The following is a 23560-nucleotide window of genomic DNA, read 5'->3' on the forward strand; positions in this document are numbered from 1 at the left end:
CGATTCAAATGTGGCTCATAGGCGGTGCCATGCTGGCGCACTTCGCGATCGGCCTTCCGCTGTTCGCAGTGCTGGCGCTCGGCGCCATGGCATTCATCCTGGCTGGAGGGGTCTATACCCTGGACACGCTGGGTTCCACCCTGTTCGGCGCGGTGGACAGTTGGGCATTGCTTTCCCTTCCCCTGTTCATTCTCGTGGGCGAGCTGATGACCCGCGGACGGATGGCGGAAGATCTCGTCAACCTGGGCGAGTCCCTGGTCGGATGGATTCCGGGCGGCCTGGGCATGACCACCATCTTCAGCTGCTTCCTGATTTCCGGAACCAGCGGCTCGGCCACCGCGGATACCGCGACGATCGGCAAGATCATGACGCCCGCGCTGAAGCGCCGCGGCTACGACCCCAGCTATGCCGCGTCGCTGGCCGCTTCCGGCGGCGTGCTCGGCCCCATCGTTCCACCGAGCATCATCTTCATCGTCTACGGCATCGCGACGTCCACCTCGGTCGGTGACCTGTTCATCGGCGGGGTGGTGCCCGGCGTCATGTTCGCCGCCGCGCTCTGCCTCACGCACTATCTCATCTGCGTCGGCACGACCTGGGCGCCGGCGGATCGCGCACCGTTCTCTTTGCGCAAGGCGGTCGAGGCGACGTGGCGGGCGAAGTACGGCATCGGCGCACCGGTGCTCATCATCGGAGGGATCTATGGCGGCCTCTTCACGCCCACCGAAGCCGCCGCGGTTGCGGTAGCCTACGTGTTGTTCGTCGAAGTCGTGCTGCAGCGCTCCATTCGCGTGCGGGACCTCTCGAACATCCTGGCGGTTTCTTCCAAGATTTCCGGCGCACTGATTCCTGTCATCGCCTTCTCGGTCCTGTTCGGCGAGGCGCTGGCGGTGCTGCACGTGCCCGAGGCGATGGTGCAATGGTTCTCCAGCTTCAATGCCGGTTTCGCCGGCTCGGTCGCGCTCATCCTCGCGCTCCTCGTGATCGTCGGTTGCATTCTTGAGCCGATCGCAGCGGTGCTGGTCATCATGCCCGTGCTGCTGCCGGTGTCCAAGCAGCTCGGCTTCGACGACGTGCATTTCGGCGTGTTCGTGGTCTGCGTCCTGTCTGCGGGCCTCATCCATCCTCCGATCGGCATGAACCTGTTCGCGGCCGCCGCCGTGACGGGCGAGCCTTTCATGCGTGTCGGGTGGAGAGCCGTGCCTGCATTCGTCGCCCTGATCGCGATGTGCGCGGTGGTGGCGGCCGTTCCGGCCACGGTGATCTGGTTCCGGTGATGCCTGAACGCCAGCCAAAGGGAAGACGGCGCAATCTCGCGAATGGAGCCTGCACGTAGCGCTCACCCAAATTGAACGGCATCAAATTCCTTGCATTGAGAGCCCGGGTCAAAGGTCGGCTTCTGGCCGAGCCTGTGTGAAAACGGGTTGAATAGGTGACGGTGCTCGCCTAGATTGTGGCAACGCTACTGAAGGGCAGCCACATGAAGCGATTCATCGAAGGCGAGGATCGACAGCAGGTCACTCTGCTGCCAGAGTGCCTTGACGACTATATAGGCGAAGACAACCCGGTGCGGGTTGTCGATGCCTTCGTCGAGGAACTGGATCTGCATGCACTGGGTTTTGAAGGCGTCGATCCGGCAGCCACCGGCCGACCTTCGTACCACCCCTCGGTCCTGCTGAAGCTCTACATCTACGGCTACCTGAACCGTATCCAATCGAGCCGGCGCCTGGAGCGCGAGGCGCAGCGCAACGTCGAGCTGATGTGGCTCACCGGCCGGCTCGCCCCGGACTTCAAGACCATCGCCGACTTCCGCCACGATAACGGAACCGGTATTCGCAACGTTTGCCGCCGCTTCGTCGGTCTGTGCCGCGACCTCAAGTTGTTCTCTCATGCCATCGTGGCCATCGACGGCAGCAAGTTCAAAGCGGTCAACAGCCGCGATCGCAACTTCACCGCGGGCAAGATCGACGCGCGTCAGCGGCAGATCGAGCAGAGCATCCAGCGCTACCTCGATGCACTGGAGACAGCCGACCGCACGCAGCCGGCGGAGGTAGAGGCCAAGACCGAGCGGTTGACGGAGAAGATCAAGAAGCTGCGCGAGCAGATGAAGCAGCTCGATCGCACCAAGGAAGAATTGAAGAAGGAGCCTGATGGGCAACGCTCGCTCACCGATCCTGATGCGCGTTCGATGAACTCGCAAGCCAAGGGCTCCGGCCTGGTGGGCTACAACGTTCAGGCGGCGGTCGACGCCAGGCACCACCTGATAGTGGCGCACGAGGTCACCAACGAGGGCAACGACCGCGCGCAGCTCAGCAACATGGCCAAGGCTGCACGCGAGGCGATGGGCAAGACCAGGCTACAGGCCCTTGCCGACCGCGGCTACTTCAACGGCACGGAGCTCAAGGCCTGCGAGGACGCAGGCATCACGACCTACGTGCCAAAGCCGATGACCTCGGGCGCCAAGGCCGAAGGCCGCTTCGACAAGAGCGACTTCATCTACATCGCGAAGGCCGACGAGTATCAGTGCCCTGCGGGCGAACGGGCCATCTACAGGTTCAGCACGCTCGAGCGAAATGGCCTCCAAGCGCGTCTCTATTGGACCAGTGCCTGTCCCTCATGCCCATTGAAAAAGCAGTGTACGACCGGCGACTATCGCCGCATCCGTCGCTGGGAGCACGAAGAGGTGCTTGAGCGCGTCCAGCAACGCCTGGACCGCAAGCCTGTCGCGATGACGCTGAGAAGGTGCACCGTGGAGCACGTGTTCGGAACACTCAAGCACTGGATGGGCTGGACGCACTTCCTGACGAAGAAGCTGGAGCACGTGAACACTGAGATGAGTCTGCACGTGCTGGCATACAACCTGAAGCGGGTGATCGCGATCCTGGGTATTGCCAGAACGATGAAGGCGGTCAGGCTGGTGGGGGCGTGAGCCTCTTCAAGTGCCCTTCGCAGTTTGCGCAGCGACTCTGCCCCGAGGCAAACCGCTGTCTGTGCGACGGGACCACTCGATGACTCCGTGGCGCCGATGACGACCACAGCGCCGCATGGCCGGCATACTCGCGAGTCAAGAGCCGTTTGCACACGACCTCGGCCGAATGCGGCGCTACTCGAGTCGGACGTAGGCGCCATCGTCAGCCTTGTCAAAGCGGCTGCCCGGCGCGGCCGCTAGGTAGGGGATGACGGCGGGGTCATAGTTGGCGACCGTGTTCAGGTCATAGACCCCGTGGTTGCCATCCCTCGCCATGTAAGCATCATCTTCGTCGCCAGCAAAGAAGCGCCAGCCGCTGTCCCCGCCTGCAACGGGTGCCTCCCTGTGCATGTATCCGATGGGGAGTCCATCGACCATGATTCGGTCCGTCGCCAAGCACCAGCCGACCGACTCGACGAGCGGCTTGAGGTCTTCGCTCTTTATTCTGAAGCTCTTCGTTGTGCTCGCATTCATCTTCTTCGTGTCCTCATGCCGAAGGTCTGCTCATGGCCGAGCCTGTGTGAAAACGGGTTGAATAGGTGACGGTGCTCGCCTAGATTGTGGCAACGCTACTGAAGGGCAGCCACATGAAGCGATTCATCGAAGGCGAGGATCGACAGCAGGTCACTCTGCTGCCAGAGTGCCTTGACGACTATATAGGCGAAGACAACCCGGTGCGGGTTGTCGATGCCTTCGTCGAGGAACTGGATCTGCATGCACTGGGTTTTGAAGGCGTCGATCCGGCAGCCACCGGCCGACCTTCGTACCACCCCTCGGTCCTGCTGAAGCTCTACATCTACGGCTACCTGAACCGTATCCAATCGAGCCGGCGCCTGGAGCGCGAGGCGCAGCGCAACGTCGAGCTGATGTGGCTCACCGGCCGGCTCGCCCCGGACTTCAAGACCATCGCCGACTTCCGCCACGATAACGGAACCGGTATTCGCAACGTTTGCCGCCGCTTCGTCGGTCTGTGCCGCGACCTCAAGTTGTTCTCTCATGCCATCGTGGCCATCGACGGCAGCAAGTTCAAAGCGGTCAACAGCCGCGATCGCAACTTCACCGCGGGCAAGATCGACGCGCGTCAGCGGCAGATCGAGCAGAGCATCCAGCGCTACCTCGATGCACTGGAGACAGCCGACCGCACGCAGCCGGCGGAGGTAGAGGCCAAGACCGAGCGGTTGACGGAGAAGATCAAGAAGCTGCGCGAGCAGATGAAGCAGCTCGATCGCACCAAGGAAGAATTGAAGAAGGAGCCTGATGGGCAACGCTCGCTCACCGATCCTGATGCGCGTTCGATGAACTCGCAAGCCAAGGGCTCCGGCCTGGTGGGCTACAACGTTCAGGCGGCGGTCGACGCCAGGCACCACCTGATAGTGGCGCACGAGGTCACCAACGAGGGCAACGACCGCGCGCAGCTCAGCAACATGGCCAAGGCTGCACGCGAGGCGATGGGCAAGACCAGGCTACAGGCCCTTGCCGACCGCGGCTACTTCAACGGCACGGAGCTCAAGGCCTGCGAGGACGCAGGCATCACGACCTACGTGCCAAAGCCGATGACCTCGGGCGCCAAGGCCGAAGGCCGCTTCGACAAGAGCGACTTCATCTACATCGCGAAGGCCGACGAGTATCAGTGCCCTGCGGGCGAACGGGCCATCTACAGGTTCAGCACGCTCGAGCGAAATGGCCTCCAAGCGCGTCTCTATTGGACCAGTGCCTGTCCCTCATGCCCATTGAAAAAGCAGTGTACGACCGGCGACTATCGCCGCATCCGTCGCTGGGAGCACGAAGAGGTGCTTGAGCGCGTCCAGCAACGCCTGGACCGCAAGCCTGTCGCGATGACGCTGAGAAGGTGCACCGTGGAGCACGTGTTCGGAACACTCAAGCACTGGATGGGCTGGACGCACTTCCTGACGAAGAAGCTGGAGCACGTGAACACTGAGATGAGTCTGCACGTGCTGGCATACAACCTGAAGCGGGTGATCGCGATCCTGGGTATTGCCAGAACGATGAAGGCGGTCAGGCTGGTGGGGGCGTGAGCCTCTTCAAGTGCCCTTCGCAGTTTGCGCAGCGACTCTGCCCCGAGGCAAACCGCTGTCTGTGCGACGGGACCACTCGATGACTCCGTGGCGCCGATGACGACCACAGCGCCGCATGGCCGGCATACTCGCGAGTCAAGAGCCGTTTGCACACGACCTCGGCCGCATGCTGCCTTAGTTCTGGACACCGCGCCTTCACCCAGAAAACTCCGTCCCCGGCGTGCAACGGATGCCCGTAAGACCTACGACTTTGGCTCCGACCTCCTCACGCACCTTGGCCATGCTCGCGCCGTGCATGTGGGCTGAAAAGGCGGCATTGTCAGCGTAGAGCTCGTAGAGCATGAGCTTCGCAGAGTACTCAGACGGCACTAGAACTTCAAACTGGAGGGTTCCCGGTTCGTCCTTCAAGCAGCGGTCCCGGTGAGCAAGGACAGCGCGCAGTACATCTGCCCTAGCACCTGGTTGAACCTCGATTGTTCCGATGACGGCCAGCTTTGCCATGACACCTACCCCCGTTTGAAGGAAGAGCGCCAGTGTGCCGAAAATTTCGCTCGGTTCCAAACGAACGCTGCCGCAGCAAACCTCCGCGGAGGACCGCTCCTGGCCGCATGCCGCCGCAGCCTGCAAGAATGGGCCGCGTCCGATGCTATGCGCCGACTAGACCGAGTCCCAGCCGGCGGCGCAAACGAGCCCGAAGGAGGGCGGTCGTGCCCCATACCAGCGCCGTGTTCGCGGCCAACCCGAGGGACACGATCACTGCGCCGCGCTCGGCGAAACCTTGTCCCAAGTCCAGGAGAAGAAGTGCCAGAGACCAGGGCAGCGCGCACAAGATCGCCACGAACAGCATAACGCCGTGTTCGGCTGGCTTTTGCGTCGCAGCTGCCAAGCGCACCGCCAGGGCGGTGACGGTGCCAGGTAGCCACCAGGCGTGGCGATACCAGAGCGGCAAACGGCGGTAGTTCATGGGCAGAAATTGTGGGATCTGCGGCGCAGAATCGCTGCGAACTTTCGCACACTGAGCCACAAAGCGTGCGTCTGTGGCACGCCTCCCACACTCAGTGGCTATAGAGACGGAGGACGCCGGGTCACGGCGCCGTTGATCCGCACTTCGGCGCGCAGACGAGATGGTTCTTTCCGAGAAAACGCCGGGTGGCCATCTCCATACGGAGCGCGAACTTCCCGCACTTGAAGCACGACATCATGGCTTCGGCGCGCGGCGTCGTGATGATGGAGCCTTGCGCCTTCTTGACGTAGCGAAGGCCATCCTGGGGTGAGCTGTGTGTTGGACATCGGCGCTATTTTACCCGGAGGCAATTCAGTCCCGGCCGGAGCGGACAATCTCGTCATGAGTTTCAGGACCACCCTTTTCAAGGCGCTGGAGGCCGCCGGCACGACTCACTGCAACGGGCACCGGGTCGTGAGCAAGATGCTGGACCACACACCGGAAGCGCTGCTGAAGCCCTACGTGGACCTCGACGACGGAGCGACGCTGTACATCCACGATGCGGAGATCGTCATCGACGACGAGGGCCTCGCCTACAGCACCGCGTCAGAGGCAGATACCGAGCCGCTCGTCTGGAGCTTCCAGGTCGTTCGCCCGCTTGCCGCGCGAGCGGCCGCCGCTCAAAGTGGCGGAAGTGGTCGGCCGCCTCAAGGCAATGCGTTAGAGATGCGCCACGCCCTCACCGATTCTCACGATGACAATGCACTACTAACATCCGCGGATCTGATCGAAAGAGGAGCTGCCGTGGACAGGGACATCATCGAGACGCGGGGCGCCGCGGCGCTGCGCCGCCTCTTCACGGCGTCCAAAGGACGTGCCATGGGACACGCACAACGCGGCGCGGCTCTTCGCGAAGCGGTCGTGAAGCGCAGCGCGAAAACCTTCGGCGGCAACGGGATGCCATTGATGCACCCCTGGGAGGAAAGGGCCGCATGATGGAGTTCTCCAGTGACGAACGACACGCAGAAACGCTCGCGTTCTTAGCGCAGGTACGGGACTACCTCGCGCGATGGCCGCCGCATCCGATGAATCGGGAAATGCTGAAGAAGATCGACGCCCATCTGGAGCAGCCAGGCCAACGCCTGGTGGCGCGCGCCGAAGCAGTGCGCGCGGGCGGCTCCTATACCGCCGTCGGGCAGTGCCTTCTCGAGGCCGAGCTCAAGGGCGATGAGCTTGTCGTGCGGCTGCCGCGCAAGCCGTCGACGGCTCCCGATGAAATGGTGCTTGCGGCCCTGAAGAACGAAGGGATTGGCATCTCCCTGAACCTGGCGCGTTCGTAGCGAGTGGGAGCCGCCTCGAGCGCCGTCTGTCTCTCACGCGTTTCGTTCGCCTGTACGGTCCGAAAGCGCGTCAAACGGTGATGTGATCACCCATGGGCATGTTCCTTCGGTGGCGAGCGGCCTCAGGCATCAGTGCGGCGATCGCAGGATCTCAACAGGCCCGATCCCCGAGTACACCGTCTCGCCTGTCTTGAGCAGCACGACGGTCCACCGATCGCCAGGGGTGATCTTGTAGTCCCCCGGTTCGAACGTGAGGTCCATCTCCTCATGCACATCCGGGCCCAGCCATGAGGGCATGCGTAGCAGGGCAGGGGAGCGGGCGAAGAGGTCGAGGGAGTTTGTCATGCGCCGATCGTACCGGCGCGGCCTCGGGCTCTTACCAGCTCCGCGTGAGGGACTTGCGCTGCGCTCCTCGGGCGAGTCTGGAATGCCGGCGGCGCCGGCGCGCTACTTCGAGAGCGAAGGGTATGGCTTCCTCGAAGTGGAGCGATTCGACACCGCGTCGGACGCTTCGGGCGCCCGGGGCTCCGCAGGAGCCAACGACGACGAGCTGGTCGGGATAAGGGACAACTGGCCGGTGTTCGACCAGCGCTGGGAGGAAGCAGGAATGAGCGGGCCCGACTCCGTCCGGCGGGTCCTTGTGCTAAGCGCTTTTTCGGAGCTGATCGGCAAAGGCGACCGGTACTTTGAAAAACCTTTCGCTCATGGCCGACGAGCGAGGGGGGCCTACGGAGTGGCGGCATGGTTCCCATGATGTACGCGCCCGTTGGCGGCGCGATTGAGCCGCCCTTGCGGCCGGTTGCGCCTTCTTTCCCACCGCTGCTGGCGGACGAGGTCATCGGCGGAGTTCGGCTGGTGGCAGGCCTGCCCGGAGCTCGATCACAAGCGCCTGCGTACCGAGGGTGCGACGAACAGCAACTTCAACGCACTGATCTCCGAGGTTCCGCATCTCGATGGCAACGGGCTACGGCGCAACAGTCAGCTTCCCGCCACGTACCACGTACATCGTAACTGTGCCGCGCAGGTTGTCGCCCCGCTGGTCGAATGCGATGGGTCCGATCAACCCGGTGAGGGTGACGCCCGCGAGCCTGGGCCCATAGACGGCCGGATCGGTCGACCCCGCTTTCTTCATCGCCTCGGCAAGCACCATCACCGCGTCGTAGGCGTAGGGCGCGAAGACGATGACGTCGGTGCCGAAGCGAGCCTTGTAGCGCTGGTTGAAGGTCGCGAATGCCGCCATCGCCTCGCGCGGCGCGCCGGCCTGCGAGCAATAGGCGCCTTCGTTCGCGCCGGCCGCCAGCTTGCTCCATTCGCCGGTGCATACGCCGTCGCCCGCGATGAAGATCGACGCCAGCCCCAACTGCTTCATCTGGCGGTTGATCAGCGCGGCCTGCGCGTCGGCGCCTGCATAGACGATCACGTCCGGCTTGAGGCCGCGCAGGGTGGTGAGGAGGGCCGTGAAGTCCGTCGAGCGGTCGGTGCCGAACTCGCGCTTGAGCACCTTCACCTGCGCCTTGCCGAGGTCCGTCACCACCTGGTCGGCCAGGCCCTGGCCGTAGGCGGTGCGGTCGTCGATGACGGCGACGGTTTGCGCCTTCAGCGTGCGCGCGATGTAGCCGGCGATGCCGTCGGCCTGCTGCACGTCGGTGGCCATGAGCCGCGCCGCGAACCGATAGCCGGCGCGGGTGTACTGGGGGTTCGTCGCCGCCGGGGCGACCTGAGGAATGCCGGCGTCGTCGTACACCCGGGCGGCGGGGATGGTCGTGCCCGAGTTCAGGTGGCCCACGATGCCGTTGACCTTCATGTCGGCCAGCTTTTGCGCGACCGTGGTCGCGGTGGCAGGATCGGCCCGGTCGTCTTCGACCACGGCCTCGAAGCGCACCCGGCGACCGCCGATCCCGAGGCCCTGCGTATTCAAATCTTCGATGGCCAGACGCGCGCCGTTTTCCATGTCCTTGCCGAGGTGGGCGATCGCCCCGGTCAGCGGGGCGGCGATGCCGATGCGCACCGCGGTCTCCTGGGTCTGTGCCCGGACTGGGGCCTGGACCGCGGTGGCGGCGAGGACGAGCGATGCAAGGACGTGGCGGACCTGAGGTTTCATGCGCGGCTCCGTGGACGAGGCGAGTGAGAGGGGATGGGATGGCTTTTCGGGCGAGGGAGGCGGCTGCGCTTCGACGCCTGGATTAGAGTAGCCCGTCCGGACGGAATAAATTTCGCTGTTTCGCACGGCGCTGACGGGGCGGTCGCACGAAACGTCCGTAGCGCGCCTGCATTGCGAACGAACCATTTTTTCTCTTGCGGGTAACGCCGAATGGCCAGAACCAAATCCGAGAACTTCGAAGACATCCGGGCCACGATCCTTGACGTGGCCGCTTCTCTTTTTGCCAAGAACGGCTTTCGCAACACGAACATCATCGACATCGGGGCCGCCTGCAACGCGTCGAAGTCCCGCATGTACCACTACTTCCCCTCGAAGGAAGCGATGCTCGCGGAGATGCTGAGCGAGCATGTCGGCGCGCTGGTGGCGATCGCATCGGACCTGGTGTCCGCCCCCCTCGATCCGCGCGCGCGGTTGCGCAACTTTTTCCTCGCGCACCTCAAGTACTACTACGAGCAGCGCGATCGGCACACGGTGCTGATCGAGGACGTCTACCACCTGCCCGACGACGTCCGTGCCCAGGTGAAGGCCAACGAGCAGAAGCTGGTGGGTTTTCTGTGCGCGCTGCTGCGCGAGATCAACGCGCAGAAGTTCAAGGACCGCCAGGCCGCCACCACCCACGCGATGCTGATGTACGGCATGCTGAACTGGACCTACACCTGGTACCAGCCCACCGGCCGCCTGAGCCTGGAGACGCTGGCGGACCAGGCGACCGACATGTGCCTGCACGGCATCGTGTAGCGCCGCGGCGAGCTTCTTCGCCCGGGCTGGTCCGGGTGTCCGGGTAAGCCCTAGCTGTCGCCCGGCCTCGATCTTCTTTTAATATTCCGTCTGGAAGGTTTATTAAAGAGCGATGATGATCGAAGCAACCAGCACCTGCGGCTTTCTCGAGCGTCACTTCGACGAGATCGAGGAGGGCGCGCGCTTCCGTTCGCGCGGACGCACGATCACCGAAACGGACATCGTCCAGTGGTGCTCGCTGACCGGCGACTGGTACGTGCTGCACACCGACGCGCACTACGCGGCGCAGACGCGCTTCGGCCAGCGCATTGCGCCCGGCCTGATGCTGCTGGCCTATGCAGCCGGGCTGGGCATTCCGCCCGCGGCGCCGGCGGTCGTGGCCAACTACGGCACGGACGCGCTGCGTTTCACGGCCCCGGCCTTCATCGGCGACACCATCCACCTCGAAGCGGCCGTGCTCGACAAGACCGTCAAGCGCCCCGGCACCGACGGCGTGGCGCGGCTGCAGTGGAACATCCACAACCAGAGCGGGCTGCTGCTCATGTCGAGCGAGCTGCGCATCCTGATGGCCTTCCGCGGAGCCGCGCGATGAATGCCGCCACCGCTTCCACCGACGTGGTGCGCCTGGCACTGGAACTGCCGCTCGCGATCGTCACGCTCGATCGTCCGGCCGCGAAGAACAGCCTGCGCCTGGACGAGATGGCGGCCATCGCCCCCGCCATCGGCAATGCCGTCTCGGCGGGCGCTCGCGCGGTGCTGGTCCGCGGCACGCGCGATGCCTTCTGCGCCGGCCGTGACCTGAAGGACACGCGACCCGACACTGACGACACCCTGGCGATCCTGCGCGAGCGGATCAACCCGGTGCTGTGCGCCGTGCGGGACTGCCCTGTGCCGACGATCGCGGCGGTGCACGGCCCGGCGCTGGGCTTCGGCTTCGGACTCGCCCTGGCCTGCGACCTCGCGATCGTGGCGGACAACGCGCTGCTCGGCAGCCCGTTCCGCAACATCGGCGCGGTGCTCGACTCGGGCGGCCACCATCATCTGCGCGAGCGGATCGGACCCCACCACGCGGCGGAGCTGATCTTCTTCGGCCGGCTGCTGTCGGGCCGCGAAGCTGCAGCGATGGGGCTCGTCAACCGCAGCGTGGCCGCCGAGGCGCTCGATGCGATCGCGCTGCAGACGGCGCGCGACATCGCGAACGGCCCGACGGCAGCCTTCGCCGCGTCGAAGCGCATCCTGTCGCGCGCACGCTCCTTCGAGGAGACGCTCGACCTCGAGGCGCTCGCGCAGGCCGAGGTCTTGGCCGGGCCCGATGGCATCGAAGGCGTCCGTGCCTTCCAGGAGAAGCGCAAGCCGCGCTTCATCGGGCGCTAGTGGCGGACATGATGATGGACATCGCGGACACGACAAACGCCAACGCCGGCACCGGGGAGTCGCCGCGCGGCATCTTCCTCGCATCGCTGGCGCAAGGCCGGCTGGCCTACCAGTTCGACCGGGCCGCCGGCCGCGCCGTGTTTCCGCCGCAGGGCGTGGGGCCGGGCGGCGACCCCCATGCTCTCGAATGGCGCACCAGCCGCGGCGCAGGCACCGTCTACGCCTGCACCGAGGTGCAGCGCCGGGATGCGCGCTTCAACATCGCGTTGGTCGACCTCGACGAGGGCTTTCGCATGATGTCCACCGTGGTCGATGCGCCGCCCGGCGCGCTGCGCACGGGGCTGCGCGTGCTCGCGCGCATCGAGCCCTGGGGCGATGCGCACCGCGTGGTCTTCGGAGCCGTGGCATGACGGCCCGGCTGCGCGGCGCCGCCGCCATCGCCGGCATCGGCAGCACCGGATTCACGCCGATGCCCGCGCTGTCGTCGCCGCTCGACGCAATGGCCCTGGCCTCGGTGCGCGCGCTCGACGATGCGGGCCTCTCGCTGGCCGATGTCGATGGAGTGTTCGCGGCCGGCCTGCAGCTGTTCATGCCCACGCTGAGCCTGTGCGAGTACCTGGGCCTGCAGCCGCGCTACACCGATTCCACCCAGATCGGCGGCGGTGCCTTCCTCGCCCACCTGAACCATGCGCGCGCAGCCATCGCCGCCGGTCTTTGCTCGGTCGCTCTCATCGCCTACGGCAGTACGCAGAAGTCCTCGGGCGGCCAGTTCGCCACGCACGCCGAAGCCAACCCCTACGAGACGCCCTACGGCTATCCCGGCCCGCTCGCCGCCTACGCGTTGGTCGCGCAACGTCACATGCACGAGTTCGGCACCAAGCGGGAGCAGCTCGCGCAGGTGGCGGTGAGCGCGCGCGACTGGGCGCGGCTGGGCACCGAAGCACCCGACCGCCGCGCATTGAGCGTGGCCGACGTGATCGCGGCGCGCCCCATGGCCAGCCCCTTCACCGTGCGCGACTGCTGCCTGGTGACCGACGGCGGGGGCGCGCTGGTGGTCGTATCGGCCGAACGTGCCGCCTGGCTGAAGCGAGCGCCGGTCTACGTGCTCGGGGTGGGCGAGGCCGTCACGCACCGCAGCATTGCGCAGATGCCCGACCTGGTCCGCACCGCGGCCGCCGTGTCGTCGGCCACCGCCTATGGACAGGCCGGCATCGGGCCGAACGATATCGACGTGGTGCAGTTCTACGACGCCTTCACCATCATGCCGATCGTCTTCGCGGAAGACACCGGCTTCTGCGCCAAGGGCGAGGGCGGGGCTTTCCTTGACGGTGGCCGCGCCTCGCCGGGCGGCGCCTTCCCGATGAACACCAGCGGCGGTGGCCTGTCGCTCGGCCACCCCGGCATGTTCGGCATCTACACCGTCATCGAGTCGGTGGTGCAGCTGCGCGGCGAGGGCGGCGCGCGCCAGGTGCCGGGCGCCGAGCTCGCGCTCGCCCACGCACCGGGCGGCTACATGTCGAGCCAATGCACCGCGATATTCGGCACCGCCAGCACGCTATGAGCAGCACGCCCACGAGCTTTCAGCCGCTCCAGGACCGGCGTGCACCTCACGCTCGACATACCTGTCCGGCGCCTGTGCGACAGCGACAACAGGGAGACACCCCATGACCGAGTCCCGTAATCCCCGGCCCGCGGCCGACGACCGCGACGACTTCCTCTCGCTCGACGAACTCCAGGCGCGCCAGGACGCCAAGCTCGCGGCGCTCGGCCGCCGGCTCGCCCATTCGCCGCAATGGCAGGCGCACTTTGCCGCCGCCGGCGCGTCGCCGCTCGACCTGAAGGATCGTGCGTCGCTCGCCGCCCTTCCGCTCCTGGAGAAGAGCCACCTGCGCAACCTCTATCCCTACCCGCTGCTGACGGTGCCGCTGGAGCAGGTCGTGCGCTTCTGCGCGACCTCGGGGACCACGGGTCTTCCGGTGCTGTTCGGCTTCACGCTGAAGGACTGGGAGCACACGCTGGTTCGGCAGCTCGCGCGCATCTATCGCACGGTCGGCGTGCGCCCGGGCGACCGGGTCTACCAAGGCTACGGCTACGGGCTTTGGGTCGGCGGCAGCTCGATGGACGAGGCGCTCAAGGCCTACGGCGCAGTGAACTTCCCCGTCGGTCCGGGGCGCGGCGAGCTCATGGTCCAGTGGCTCAAGGACCATCGCCACACGGTCACGACGATGTCGCCGCTATGGCTCATGACGCTGATCCAGCAGGCGCGCAAGGCGGGCATCGATCCGCGCCGCGACTGGGCGCTGCGCCTGGGCATCTTCGGCGGCCAGTCGGTGTCGGCCACCTTCCGCAACGAGATGGAGGCGCTGATGCCCGAGGGCTTCATGGCGCACAACATCTACGGCACCACCGAGGCCGGCGGACCGGTGCTCGGCATCTCGTGCCCGCATTCGCATGGCGAGGACGAGATGCACCTGGTCAACGACGACAGCGTGCTCACCGAGGTTCTCGAGCCGCAGACCCTGCGGCCGGTGGCGCCGGGCGAAGTGGGCGAGATCGTCATCACCACGCTCGACAAGGAGGCCTCGCCGGTGCTGCGCTGGCGCACCCGCGACCTGGTGCGCCGCTCCGCCCATCCATATCGCTGCGCCTGCGGACGCCATGCCTTCGCGCGCATCGGCCGCATCATCGGCCGCTCCGACGACATGCTCAAGGTGCGCGGCGTGCTGGTCTATCCCTCGCAGATCGAGGACGTGATCGCCGGCGTGGAAGGGCTGGCCAAGGACGCCTGGCAGATCTACATCGACAACGAGCGCAGCGGGCTCGACCACATGGAGGTGGCGATCGAGCGCGTCGCGGGTTCGGCCTGCGCGAGCGACGACCTGGCGCGCGAAGTCCGCTCGCGTCTCAAGGCCCGGCTGGGCCTGTCGTGCGAGGTCCGCTGCCACGAGGACGGCACCCTGCCACGCTACGAAGCCAAGGCCACGCGGGTGCTGCGGCGATCCAAAGAAACACTCAACCCAACACCCTGAAAAGGAGAGATGCCCGATGAACAAATTCCGCGCTTCCAAGGATGGGGCCGCAACGGCGGACGTCACGGCCGCGCTCGCGCGCCAGCTGTCCTCGCCGCCCGAGCGGGTGCTGGCCATGCCCGATCCGCAGACCCTGCTGAGCGAGATCGAGTCGGCCCCCGGCATCGACGCGCAGAACATCTTCCCGCTCGAGTGGCACGTGGAGACGCCCAAGCTCTACGACATCTACGATGCCGCGCGCGACCCGGGCTGGTCGCCGCACACCCTGGCCTGGGACACCCTGCGCGTGGAGGACTACAGCCTCGACCAGCGCTATGCCATGGCCTACTGGTTCTCGCTGCTCGCGGTCTTCGACGGCTCGGGCCCCTCGGTGTTCGCGCGGGCCATGATCCACACCTACGAGAGCAAGGAGGAAGACCCGGTGCGCAAGTGCTTCTTCTCGGTCGTGCGCGACGAGATGAACCACGAGGAGGTCTGCGGCCGAGCCATCAAGCGCCTCACCCCCGGCGGCCCGCTGGGCTACGAGCCCGAGACGCCGCTCGGCCGGCTCGCGCGCAACAACATCGAGTGGCTCTACTACAACGGCGCGCGCTACTGGAACGGCTTCAAAAACGGCGTCGACAAGTACCCGCTCGCGATCCTCTTCACCTCCTTCCTGTTCGGCGAGGTCGCCTCGAGCACGCTGTTCCACGGCATGTACCAGCGCACCACGATCCCAGTCTTCAAGGAGGCCTTCAAGCGCATCGGCCAGGACGAGGGCCGCCACCTCGGCATCTGCCTGGCGGTGCTGCAGAAGCTGCTGCCGGTGCTGACCGAGGACGACAAGCAGATGATCAGCATCCAGCTGCGCGCGGGCTTCGTGTTCCTCTCGGGCATCCTGTACGAGCCGCCCGAGCAGTTCTGGAAGCTGCCCTCCACCTTCATTCCCGCGCAGCGCCACATCGACGAGGTCGCGCGCAGCGCCGGCCTCGGCATCCTCACGCTCGACGAGCGCAAGGCCAACTGGAAGACCGCCGTGCTACGCATGAAGGCCAACCTCGATCCCTACGGCATCGAGTTTCCCGCGCTTCCCGAGGTCGGCATCGAGGGCAAGGAGGTGGTGTTCGACCCCGAGAAGGTCATCCCGATCTTCTAGCTGCATGAGCTCCATGAACAACAGCCGGACGATCGTGGTCAACGACGCGGTCACCTTCGTGGTGCCGGAGGGCGAGATCATCCTCGACGCCGCGCTGTCGCAAGGCGTGGTGCTGCCGCACCAGTGCCGCGGCGCCTCTTGCGGCATGTGCAAGGCACGGGTCATGCAGGGAGCGGTGGACAACGGGTGGTCGCTGGGCCTCGCCATCTCCGACCAGGAGATGGCCGAGGGCTATTGCCTGATGTGCCAGGCGCGACCGATGAGCGCCGAGGTGCGCCTGTCCACCGTGCAGCCCATCCCGGGCGGCGAAGGCTCCGCGGTCTGCAGCTTCGAGGCGCGCGTGCTGTGCAACACGCCGCTCACGCCACGGGTGCGGCGCGTGGTGGTGCAGGCACCCGATGCGGTCGGCTTCGTTGCACAGGCGGGTGCCTACGTGGAGCTCGCGCTGCCCGGGCTTTCGCCGCACCGCCGCTACAGCCTGGCGACGATGCCGGCGCGCAGCGGCCTGATCGAGCTGCTGGTGGCGCGCCATCCGGGCGGCGCGGCCAGCGGCCACGTCCACGACCTGCTGCAGCCGGGCGACATGGTGGGCGTGTCGGGCCCCTACGGCACCTGCCGCCTGCCCGAAGGCGAAGGTCCGGTGCTCGGCCTCGCGGGCGGCACCGGCCTGGCGCCGGTGCTCTCGATCATGGAAGACGCGCTGGCCCGCGGCGACGCCAGCGCGATGCACCTGCTGTTCTCGGTGCGCGACGACGGCGAACTGATGCTGATGGACCGCCTCGCCGGCTTGGCCCGCACGTACCCGAACTTCCGCTACGACCTGCTGGTGACCGAGTCGCGCAGCCGCTTCTGCCCGAAGCAGCAGTACGCGCCCTCGTGGCTGCGCGAGAACCATGCGTCCCTGGCCGGCGCCCGCGCGGTGATCGGGGGCTCGCCCGGCTTCGTCGCCGCCTGCTCGGACGTCTGCGTCTCGCTGGGCATGGCGCAGTCCGCCATCTCGGCAGATAGCTTCACGCCGGTGGCGCAGACATAAGGGCGATCTCGATTTTTCCTGGCACGAACGAACGAAACCACAAATGGAGACAAGCATGACTCAGACCGGAAAGACCTTTCTTCGGGCCGCCGCCCTCGGTGCGGCGCTGTGGCTCGCCGCGCTTCGGCCGGCATTGGCCGACATCAACGTGGGCGTGGTCGTGTCGGCCACCGGCCCGGCCGCCTCGGTGGGCGTGACCCAGCAGCGAACGGTGGCGGTGCTGCCCACCACCGTGGGCGGCGAGAAGGTCAACTACATCCTGCTCGACGACGCGTCCGACACCTCGACCACCGTCAAGAACGTGCGCAAGCTGATCTCCGAATCGGCGATCGACCTGCTGATCGGCCCGAGCCTGACGCCGAACTCGCTCGCGGTGCTCGACGTGCTGGTGGAAAGCGGCACGCCGATGATCAGCCTCGCCGGTTCGGGCGCCGTCGTCGACCCCGTGGACGACCGCCGCAGGTGGGCCTTCAAGACGCCGCAGAGCGACACCCACATGGCCACCGCCATCGTGAAGCACATGTCGGACAACGGCGTGAGGAAGGTCGCCTTCATCGGCTTCAACGACGCCTACGGCGAAGGCTGGTGGCGCGAGTTCAGCAAGCTCGCGGAGCTGCGGAAGATCCAGCTCGTCGCCAACGAGCGCTACACGCGCACCGACGCCTCGGTCACCGGGCAGGTGCTCAAGCTGCTGGCGTCGCAGCCCGACGCGGTGTTCATCGCGGCCTCCGGTACGCCGGCCGTGCTGCCGCAGGCCACGCTCTTCGATCGCGGCTACCGCGGCAAGGTCTACCAGACGCACGGCGTGGCCAACAATGACTTCCTGCGCGTCGGCGGCGCCAAGCTCGAGGGCACCTTCGTGCCTGCCGGGCCGGTGCTGGTGGCCGAGCAGCTGCCCGACGGCCATCCCGCGAAGAAGCCTTCGCTCGAATTCATCCGGAAGTACGAGGCGCTGCCCAATGCGGGCAACCGTTCGACCTTCGCGGCCTACCTCTGGGATGCCGCGCTGATCCTGCAGGATGCCGCGCCGCGCGCGCTCAAGGGCGCGAAGCCCGGCACGCCCGAGTTCCGCAAGGCGCTGCGCGATGCGATCGAATCGACGCAGGACCTGCACGCCACCAACGGCGTCTACAGCCTCGGGCCCAAGGACCACATTGGCCTGGACCAGCGCAGCCGGGTGATGGTGCGCATCGAGAAGGGCAGCTGGAAATACATTCCCTGACGCGCCGCGCGGACCGAGGCAGATCATGGACATGCAGATCTTCGGCCTGCTGCTGCAGGACGGCCTGGCGAGCGGCGCGGTTTACGTGCTGCTGGCCCTGGCGCTCGTGATGGTCTTCACCGTCACGCGCATCGTGTTCGTCCCGCAGGGCGAATTCGTCAGCTGCAGCGTGCTGACCATCGCGGCCTTCCAGCAGGGGCATGCGCCCGGGCTGGCGGCAGCGGTCGCGGCGGCCGCGCTGCTGGCCTGCGGCATGGAAATCGCCGAGCGGGTGCGCCAGCGCAGCCTCGCCGGGCTCGGCGCGCGGCTGCTGCTGCTCGGCGCGGCGCCGCTGGCGGCCTGTGCTTTCGCCTGGTTCGGCGTCGGCGTGCAGTCGCCGGCCTGGATGCAGACCGCCGCGGCCGTGGTCCTGGTCACGGCGATGGGGCCGCTGATCTACCGCACGGTGTTCCGCCCGATGGGCAACGCAGCCCCGCTGGTGCTGCTGGTGGCGGCGATCGCGTTGCACTTCGTGCTGGTCGCGCTCGGGCTCTACGTGTTCGGGCCGGAGGGCTCGCGCCTGCCGGGCTTCGAGCTGCCGGCCGGCCTGCTCGGGGGCCTGCCTATCGCGCCGCAGACGCTGGCGGTGGTGGCGGCGAGCGCGGGGCTGGTCTGCGTCTTCTTCGCCTTTTTCGGCCACACGCTGAGCGGCAAGGCGCTGCGCGCCACCGCGGTGTGCCGCGACGGCGCGCGGCTGGTCGGCATCTCGCCGGACCATTCCGGCGAGCTGGCACTGACCATCGCCGCCTTCATCGGTGCCGTCTCGGGCGTGCTGATCGGGCCCTTCACCACCATCTACTACGACTCCGGCTTCCTGCTCGCGCTCAAGGGCTTCGTCGGCGCGATCGTGGGCGGCCTCTCGGGCTATTTCCTCGCGGCGGCCGGCTCGCTCGTGGTCGGGCTGCTCGAAGCCTTCTCGTCCTACGGCGCCAGCGCCGCCAAGGAGATCATCGTGTTTGCCTTGATCGTGCCGCTGTTGCTGTGGCGCTCGCTGTCCGATCCGCATTCGAAGGAGGCGCAATGAGACGCCGGGCCTGGATGCTCCCCGCGGCAGCCGTGGCGACGGCGGCCGCGGTGGCGCTGTTCGCGTCGAGTTACTACGTCACGCTCGCGAGCTTCGTGCTGCTCTATGCCACCGTGGCGCTGGGACTGACGCTGATGACCGGCTTCGCGGGCCTGATCTCCTTCGGGCAGGCGGCCTTCGTCGGCATCGGCGCCTATGCGGCCGGCTACCTCGCGGTGGCGCATGGCGTGCCCGGCTGGCTCACGCTGCTGGCGGGCGTGTCGCTCGCCACGCTCGCGGCCGCGGGTATTGGGGCGCTCACGCTCTCTATGGGTGGCCACTACCTCTCGCTGGCCACGCTGGCCTGGGGCGTGGTCGTCTACTACGGCCTCGGCATCATCGAGCCGCTGGGCGGCTTCAACGGGCTGCCCGGCATTCCCGCGCTGACGCTGCTCGGTTTGGATTTCGCCTCCGAGCGATCGATGTTCTGCCTCATCGCCGCGGGCTTTGCGCTGGCCTTCTGGCTGGTGCGCAACCTGCTCGATTCGCGCGTGGGCCGCGCGGTGCGGGCGTTGCGCGCGGGCGCCGACCTGCCCGAGGCCTTCGGCGCGCATGCCTTCCGCCTCAAGGTCGCGGTGTTCTGCACCGCCGCGGGCCTGGCCGGCATGGCGGGCTGGCTCTATGTCTACATGCAGCGCTTCCTGAATCCGACGCCATTCGGGCTGCAGATGAGCATCGAATACCTCTTCATGGCGGTGATGGGCGGCGTGGGTGCGCTGTGGGGCGCGCTGGCGGGCGCGGGTGTGGTGGTGGTGCTCAAGCAGCTGCTGCAGGACGTGCTGCCGGCACTGCTCGGGCGCTCGGGCAACTTCGAGATGGCGGTGTTCGGCGTGCTGATGCTGGTGATCCTGGCGCGTGCGAACGCGGGGCTGTGGCCGCTGCTGGCGCGCTTCGCGAGAGGCACGCGCGGCGCGGGCGCCGGTGCGGCCGCGAAGCCCGCCGGCAAGGAGGGCGACCCGCTTGCGCTCGTCGCACCGCAGGCGCGTGTTCGCGACGCCGCAGGGGAGGTGCTGCTGCGCGTGGACGCCGCCGAGAAGCGCTTCGGCGGGCTCGTGGCGGTGGACCGCGTGTCGTTCGAGGTGCGTGCCGGCGAGATCGTCGCGCTGCTCGGGCCCAACGGCGCGGGCAAGAGCACGCTCTTCAACCTGATCACCGGCCTGCTTCCCGCCAGCAGCGGTGCGATCTCGCTGCGAGGGCAGCGCATCGACGCGCTGGGCGCGCGGCAGGTCGCTGCGCGCGGCGTGGCGCGCACCTTCCAGCACGTGAAGCTGGTGGGCGACATGAACGTGCTGGACAACGCGGCGCTCGGCTGCCACCTGCTCGGGCGCCATGGCTGGCTGCGCGCCATGCTTCGGCTCGACCGGCGCGAGGAGGCCGCGATCGAGGCGATGGCCATGGCGCAGCTGCGCCGCTGCGGCCTGGCGGAACTGGCGGGCTCGCCGGCCGCGAGCCTGCCGCTGGGCAAGCAGCGCGTCCTGGAGATCGCGCGCGCCCTGTGCGCCCGCCCGCAAATGCTGCTGCTCGACGAACCGGCGGCCGGCCTGCGGCACAAGGAAAAGCAGACCCTGGCGGCGCTGCTGAAGCAACTGCGCGGCGAGGGCGTCACCGTGCTCATCGTGGACCACGACATGGAGTTCATCATGGACATCGCCGACCGCCTGGTCGTGATGCAGTTCGGCCAGAAGATCGCCGAGGGCGAGGCGCAGGCGGTGCGCGACGACCCGCGGGTGCAGCAGGCCTACCTCGGAGGTGCCGCATGACGCTGCAGGCCCGCGCGTTGTGCGCCTTCCACGGCCGCGTTCCCGCGCTGCACGAAGTGGACATCGCGGTGCCGTCCTCCGGCATCGTCACCGTGGTCGGCCCCAACGGGGCCGGCAAGTCGACCTTGCTGGCCGCGCTGATGGGCCGCCTGCCGATGACCGGCGAGGTCACGCTCGACGGCACCGACCTGCGCTTCGTCTCGCCCGAGCGCCGCGTGGCCATGGGCCTGGCGCTGGTGCCGGAGCAGCGCGACCTGTTCGGCACCATGAGCGTGGCCGACAACCTTGAGCTCGGCGCCTTCTGCTGGCGCCGCGCCGGCCGCCGCGCCATCGCGGCCGAGATGGACCGCGTGATCGGCCTTTTCCCGCGGCTCGGCGAACGCCGCGCGCAGCAGGCGCACACCCTCTCGGGCGGCGAGCGGCAGATGCTCGCCCTTGGCCGCGCGCTCATGGCCCGTCCGCGCATCCTGCTGCTCGACGAGCCCAGCCTGGGGCTGGCGCCTCTGGTGGTGCGCGACATCTTCGGCATCGTGCGCCGGTTGCAGCAGCAGGGCGTGGCCATCCTGCTGGTCGAGCAGAATGCGCGCGCCGCCTTCGAGGTGGCCGACCATGCCTATGTCCTGGAAATGGGGCGCGTCAGCCTGCATGGCCCGGCCTGCGAGGTGGCGCGTGACGCACGGGTCGAGGACAGCTATCTGGGGCGGCCGGCTGGGCCGTCAGCCAGGACCGGGCAAGCCGGCCAAGCCATCGCGTCCCCGCCGTCCCTGCTCGCGACGGCGATGCCCGCCAAGCGGGCCGCCTGAAGGAGCCACCCCATGCAAGAACAACCTTTTGTTGCCCGCGAGGCCGCGGTGGCGGCCGTCGTGCGGGAACTGCGCGAACGCTTCGGCGAGCGCTGCGCGACCGGCAGGGCGGTACGCGAGCAGCACGGCAAGGACGTGTCCTTCCATCCGCTCCATGCGCCCGATGCGGTGGTGTTCGCCGAATCGACCGGGGAGGTGGCCGCCGTCGCGCGGCTGTGCCATGCGGCCTCGGTGCCGATGATCCCCTTCGGCACCGGCACGTCGTGCGAAGGCGGCATCGCCGCGCTGCATGGCGGCGTCTGCATCGACCTGTCGCGCATGAATGCGGTGCTCGAGATCCACGAGGCCGACTTCGACTGCCGCGTGCAGGCGGGCGTGACGCGCAAGCAGCTCAACGCGGCGCTGCACGGCACCGGGCTGCACTTTCCCATCGACCCCGGGGCCGATGCCTCGCTCGGCGGCATGGTGTCGACGCGCGCTTCCGGCACCAACGCCGTGCGCTACGGCACGATGCGCGAGAACGTGATGTCGCTCGAAGTGGTGCTGCCCGACGGCGAGATCGTCCGCACCGGCGGGCGGGCCCGCAAGTCGGCCGCGGGCTACGACCTCACGCACCTGTTCACCGGCGCCGAAGGCACGCTGGGCATCGTCACCGAGGTGGGCCTCAGGCTGCATCCGCTGCCCGAGCACATCGCGGCCGCGCGCTGCGGCTTCGCCGACCTGCGCTCGGCGATCGATGCGGTCACCGGGATCATGCAGACCGGCATGCCGGTGGGCCGCATCGAGTTCCTCGATGCGCAACAGGTCGATGCATGCAACCGCTACGCCAGGCTCGACCTGCCGGCCGTGCCCACGCTGTTCCTCGAATTCCACGGCGCGCCCGAGAGCGTGGCGCAGCAGGTGCGGGTGGCCGAGGAGATCTCGCTCGACCATGGCGGCGTGGGCTTTGCGTGGGCGAACACGCCCGAGGAGCGCACCCGGCTCTGGCAGGCGCGCCACGACGTGTGGTGGGCCGCGCTCGCGTTGCGGCCCGGCTGCCAGGGCATGCCGACCGATGCCTGCGTGCCGATCTCGCGGCTCGGCGAGGCAGTGATGGCGGCGCGTGCCGACGTCGAGGAACTGGGGCTCACCGCGCCGATGTGCGGGCATGTGGGCGACGGCAACTTCCACCTCTGCGTGGTGGTCGATCCGCAGGATGCCGACGAGATGGCGCGCGCCGAGGCGCTCAACGCGCGGCTGATGCGCCGTGCCATCGAGATGCAGGGCACCTGCACCGGCGAGCACGGCATCGGCTACGGCAAGCTCGATTTCCTCGAACTGGAGCGCGGTGCCTCGATGCGGGTGATGAACGCGATCAAGCAGGCGCTGGATCCGCGCGGCATCATGAATCCGGGCAAGGTGCTGCGCACCGGTTCGGCTTGAGTCTCCGATGCGGCACGGCCTGCTACAGCGGCACGCGGCTCAGGTCCAGGCGGGTGTCGTTCTTCACCTCGCGCAGCGCGACCGAGGTCTTCATCTGGCGGATGCCTTCGAGCTTGAGCATGAAGCGGTGCAGGAACCGGTCGAAGGCCAGCGAGTCGGGCACCACGATCTTGAGGATGTAGTCGCTGTCGCCGGTGGTGACCCAGCATTCGAGGATCTCCGGCGTGGCCTGCACCGCGCGCTCGAAGGCCTCGACCACCGATTCCGAATGCCGCTCCAGGCTGATCTGCGTGAACATGCAGCCGTGCAGGCCGACCTTGTTGCGGTCGACCAGCGCCACGTAGCGGCGGATGATGCCGCTGTCTTCCAGGTCGCGCAGCCGTCGCCAGCAGGGTGCCGACGACAGGCCCACGTCCTCGGCGAGGGCCTGGACCGTCATGCGGCCGTCGGCCTGCAGCAGGTCGAGCATCCGGCGCGTGGGCAGGTCGGACAGGGGG

General features: G+C 67.4%; 25 protein-coding genes. 19 read left to right on the forward strand and 6 right to left on the reverse strand.

Annotated elements, in window-relative coordinates:
• Positions 1–29 precede the first annotated feature (29 nt).
• The gene (locus E5P3_RS31400) at positions 30–1274 is read left to right on the forward strand and encodes a TRAP transporter large permease (protein WP_162590025.1); all 1245 of its coding nucleotides are present in this window, start codon (positions 30–32) and stop codon (positions 1272–1274) included.
• A 203-nt stretch (positions 1275–1477) separates the two neighbouring features.
• Positions 1478–2926, forward strand: coding sequence for an IS1182 family transposase (locus E5P3_RS31405; RefSeq protein ID WP_162588572.1), 1449 nt, complete (start codon positions 1478–1480; stop codon positions 2924–2926).
• 174 nt (positions 2927–3100) lie between these two features.
• On the opposite strand, the gene E5P3_RS31410 is transcribed toward E5P3_RS31405, so the two are convergent.
• Positions 3101–3439, reverse strand: coding sequence for a DUF2185 domain-containing protein (locus E5P3_RS31410; protein ID WP_162590026.1), 339 nt, complete (start codon positions 3437–3439; stop codon positions 3101–3103).
• 113 nt (positions 3440–3552) lie between these two features.
• On the opposite strand from E5P3_RS31410, the gene E5P3_RS31415 reads away from it, so the two are divergent.
• Entirely contained in the window at positions 3553–5001 is a 1449-nt protein-coding gene (locus E5P3_RS31415; RefSeq protein WP_162588572.1) for an IS1182 family transposase, read from the forward strand.
• Between the two features lie 195 nt (positions 5002–5196).
• Here E5P3_RS31415 and E5P3_RS31420 read toward each other — a convergent pair whose 3' ends face one another.
• Together E5P3_RS31420 and E5P3_RS31425 are read right to left on the reverse strand one after the other, a co-directional pair.
• Positions 5197–5502, reverse strand: coding sequence for a putative quinol monooxygenase (locus E5P3_RS31420; RefSeq protein WP_162590027.1), 306 nt, complete (start codon positions 5500–5502; stop codon positions 5197–5199).
• A gap of 145 nt (positions 5503–5647) precedes the next feature.
• Positions 5648–5965 (reverse strand): hypothetical protein, encoded by a 318-nt coding sequence (locus E5P3_RS31425; RefSeq protein WP_162590028.1) that lies wholly within the window; start codon positions 5963–5965, stop codon positions 5648–5650.
• Positions 5966–6346: 381 nt separating this feature from the next.
• Here E5P3_RS31425 and E5P3_RS31430 point away from each other — a divergent pair, with 381 nt between their 5' ends.
• Entirely contained in the window at positions 6347–6940 is a 594-nt protein-coding gene (locus E5P3_RS31430) for a hypothetical protein (RefSeq protein ID WP_162590029.1), read from the forward strand.
• Positions 6937–7284: a hypothetical protein gene (locus tag E5P3_RS31435; RefSeq protein ID WP_162590030.1), complete on the forward strand. Its 348-nt coding sequence runs from the start codon at positions 6937–6939 to the stop codon at positions 7282–7284. Before E5P3_RS31430 ends, E5P3_RS31435 begins: the two co-directional genes overlap by 4 nt.
• 129 nt (positions 7285–7413) lie before the next feature.
• Here the strand turns inward: E5P3_RS31435 and E5P3_RS31440 are convergent, their stop codons facing one another.
• The gene (locus E5P3_RS31440; protein WP_162590031.1) at positions 7414–7629 is read right to left on the reverse strand and encodes a hypothetical protein; all 216 of its coding nucleotides are present in this window, start codon (positions 7627–7629) and stop codon (positions 7414–7416) included.
• Here E5P3_RS31440 and E5P3_RS35960 point away from each other — a divergent pair.
• Positions 7628–8038: a hypothetical protein gene (locus E5P3_RS35960; RefSeq protein ID WP_232073552.1), complete on the forward strand. Its 411-nt coding sequence runs from the start codon at positions 7628–7630 to the stop codon at positions 8036–8038. The two genes, E5P3_RS31440 and E5P3_RS35960, sit on opposite strands and share 2 nt — an antisense overlap.
• A 210-nt stretch (positions 8039–8248) precedes the next feature.
• On the opposite strand, the gene E5P3_RS31445 is transcribed toward E5P3_RS35960, so the two are convergent.
• Positions 8249–9286, reverse strand: coding sequence for a branched-chain amino acid ABC transporter substrate-binding protein (locus E5P3_RS31445; protein WP_232073600.1), 1038 nt, complete (start codon positions 9284–9286; stop codon positions 8249–8251).
• 309 nt (positions 9287–9595) lie between these two features.
• Between E5P3_RS31445 and E5P3_RS31450 the strand changes: the two genes are divergently transcribed.
• The 13 genes from E5P3_RS31450 (at position 9596) to E5P3_RS31510 (ending at position 23063) form a co-directional block, all read left to right on the forward strand.
• The gene (locus E5P3_RS31450) at positions 9596–10183 is read left to right on the forward strand and encodes a TetR/AcrR family transcriptional regulator (protein ID WP_162590033.1); all 588 of its coding nucleotides are present in this window, start codon (positions 9596–9598) and stop codon (positions 10181–10183) included.
• A gap of 115 nt (positions 10184–10298) precedes the next feature.
• Positions 10299–10775 (forward strand): MaoC/PaaZ C-terminal domain-containing protein, encoded by a 477-nt coding sequence (locus E5P3_RS31455; RefSeq protein WP_162590034.1) that lies wholly within the window; start codon positions 10299–10301, stop codon positions 10773–10775.
• Complete coding sequence (locus E5P3_RS31460; protein ID WP_162590035.1) at positions 10772–11557, forward strand: enoyl-CoA hydratase/isomerase family protein; 786 nt, start codon at positions 10772–10774, stop codon at positions 11555–11557. The genes E5P3_RS31455 and E5P3_RS31460 overlap by 4 nt, the downstream gene beginning before the upstream one ends.
• Positions 11558–11565: 8 nt before the next feature.
• Positions 11566–11967, forward strand: a complete 402-nt coding sequence (locus E5P3_RS31465) for a Zn-ribbon domain-containing OB-fold protein (protein WP_232073554.1) — start codon at positions 11566–11568, stop codon at positions 11965–11967.
• On the forward strand, positions 11964–13118 hold the full coding sequence (locus E5P3_RS31470) for an acetyl-CoA acetyltransferase (RefSeq protein ID WP_162590036.1): 1155 nt from the start codon (positions 11964–11966) through the stop codon (positions 13116–13118). Before E5P3_RS31465 ends, E5P3_RS31470 begins: the two co-directional genes overlap by 4 nt.
• 103 nt (positions 13119–13221) lie before the next feature.
• Positions 13222–14586, forward strand: a complete 1365-nt coding sequence (locus E5P3_RS31475) for a phenylacetate--CoA ligase family protein (protein ID WP_162590037.1) — start codon at positions 13222–13224, stop codon at positions 14584–14586.
• A gap of 115 nt (positions 14587–14701) precedes the next feature.
• On the forward strand, positions 14702–15721 hold the full coding sequence (locus tag E5P3_RS31480; RefSeq protein WP_162590270.1) for a hypothetical protein: 1020 nt from the start codon (positions 14702–14704) through the stop codon (positions 15719–15721).
• A gap of 13 nt (positions 15722–15734) precedes the next feature.
• Complete coding sequence (locus E5P3_RS31485; RefSeq protein ID WP_162590038.1) at positions 15735–16754, forward strand: 2Fe-2S iron-sulfur cluster binding domain-containing protein; 1020 nt, start codon at positions 15735–15737, stop codon at positions 16752–16754.
• Between the two features lie 55 nt (positions 16755–16809).
• A complete protein-coding gene (locus tag E5P3_RS31490) occupies positions 16810–17976 on the forward strand; it encodes an ABC transporter substrate-binding protein (RefSeq protein ID WP_232073556.1) in 1167 nt (388 codons plus the stop codon).
• 25 nt (positions 17977–18001) lie between these two features.
• The gene (locus E5P3_RS31495; RefSeq protein ID WP_162590040.1) at positions 18002–19039 is read left to right on the forward strand and encodes a branched-chain amino acid ABC transporter permease; all 1038 of its coding nucleotides are present in this window, start codon (positions 18002–18004) and stop codon (positions 19037–19039) included.
• Positions 19036–20838 (forward strand): branched-chain amino acid ABC transporter ATP-binding protein/permease, encoded by a 1803-nt coding sequence (locus E5P3_RS31500; RefSeq protein WP_162590041.1) that lies wholly within the window; start codon positions 19036–19038, stop codon positions 20836–20838. Before E5P3_RS31495 ends, E5P3_RS31500 begins: the two co-directional genes overlap by 4 nt.
• The gene (locus E5P3_RS31505; protein ID WP_162590042.1) at positions 20835–21641 is read left to right on the forward strand and encodes an ABC transporter ATP-binding protein; all 807 of its coding nucleotides are present in this window, start codon (positions 20835–20837) and stop codon (positions 21639–21641) included. Before E5P3_RS31500 ends, E5P3_RS31505 begins: the two co-directional genes overlap by 4 nt.
• Before the next feature lie 12 nt (positions 21642–21653).
• Positions 21654–23063 (forward strand): FAD-binding oxidoreductase, encoded by a 1410-nt coding sequence (locus E5P3_RS31510; RefSeq protein ID WP_162590043.1) that lies wholly within the window; start codon positions 21654–21656, stop codon positions 23061–23063.
• Between the two features lie 22 nt (positions 23064–23085).
• Here the strand turns inward: E5P3_RS31510 and E5P3_RS31515 are convergent, their stop codons facing one another.
• Positions 23086–23532: an Lrp/AsnC family transcriptional regulator gene (locus E5P3_RS31515; RefSeq protein WP_162590271.1), complete on the reverse strand. Its 447-nt coding sequence runs from the start codon at positions 23530–23532 to the stop codon at positions 23086–23088.
• Positions 23533–23560: the final 28 nt, after the last annotated feature.

Origin of the sequence: Variovorax sp. RA8 (genome assembly GCF_901827175.1) — a bacterium.
Lineage (GTDB): Bacteria > Pseudomonadota > Gammaproteobacteria > Burkholderiales > Burkholderiaceae_C > Variovorax.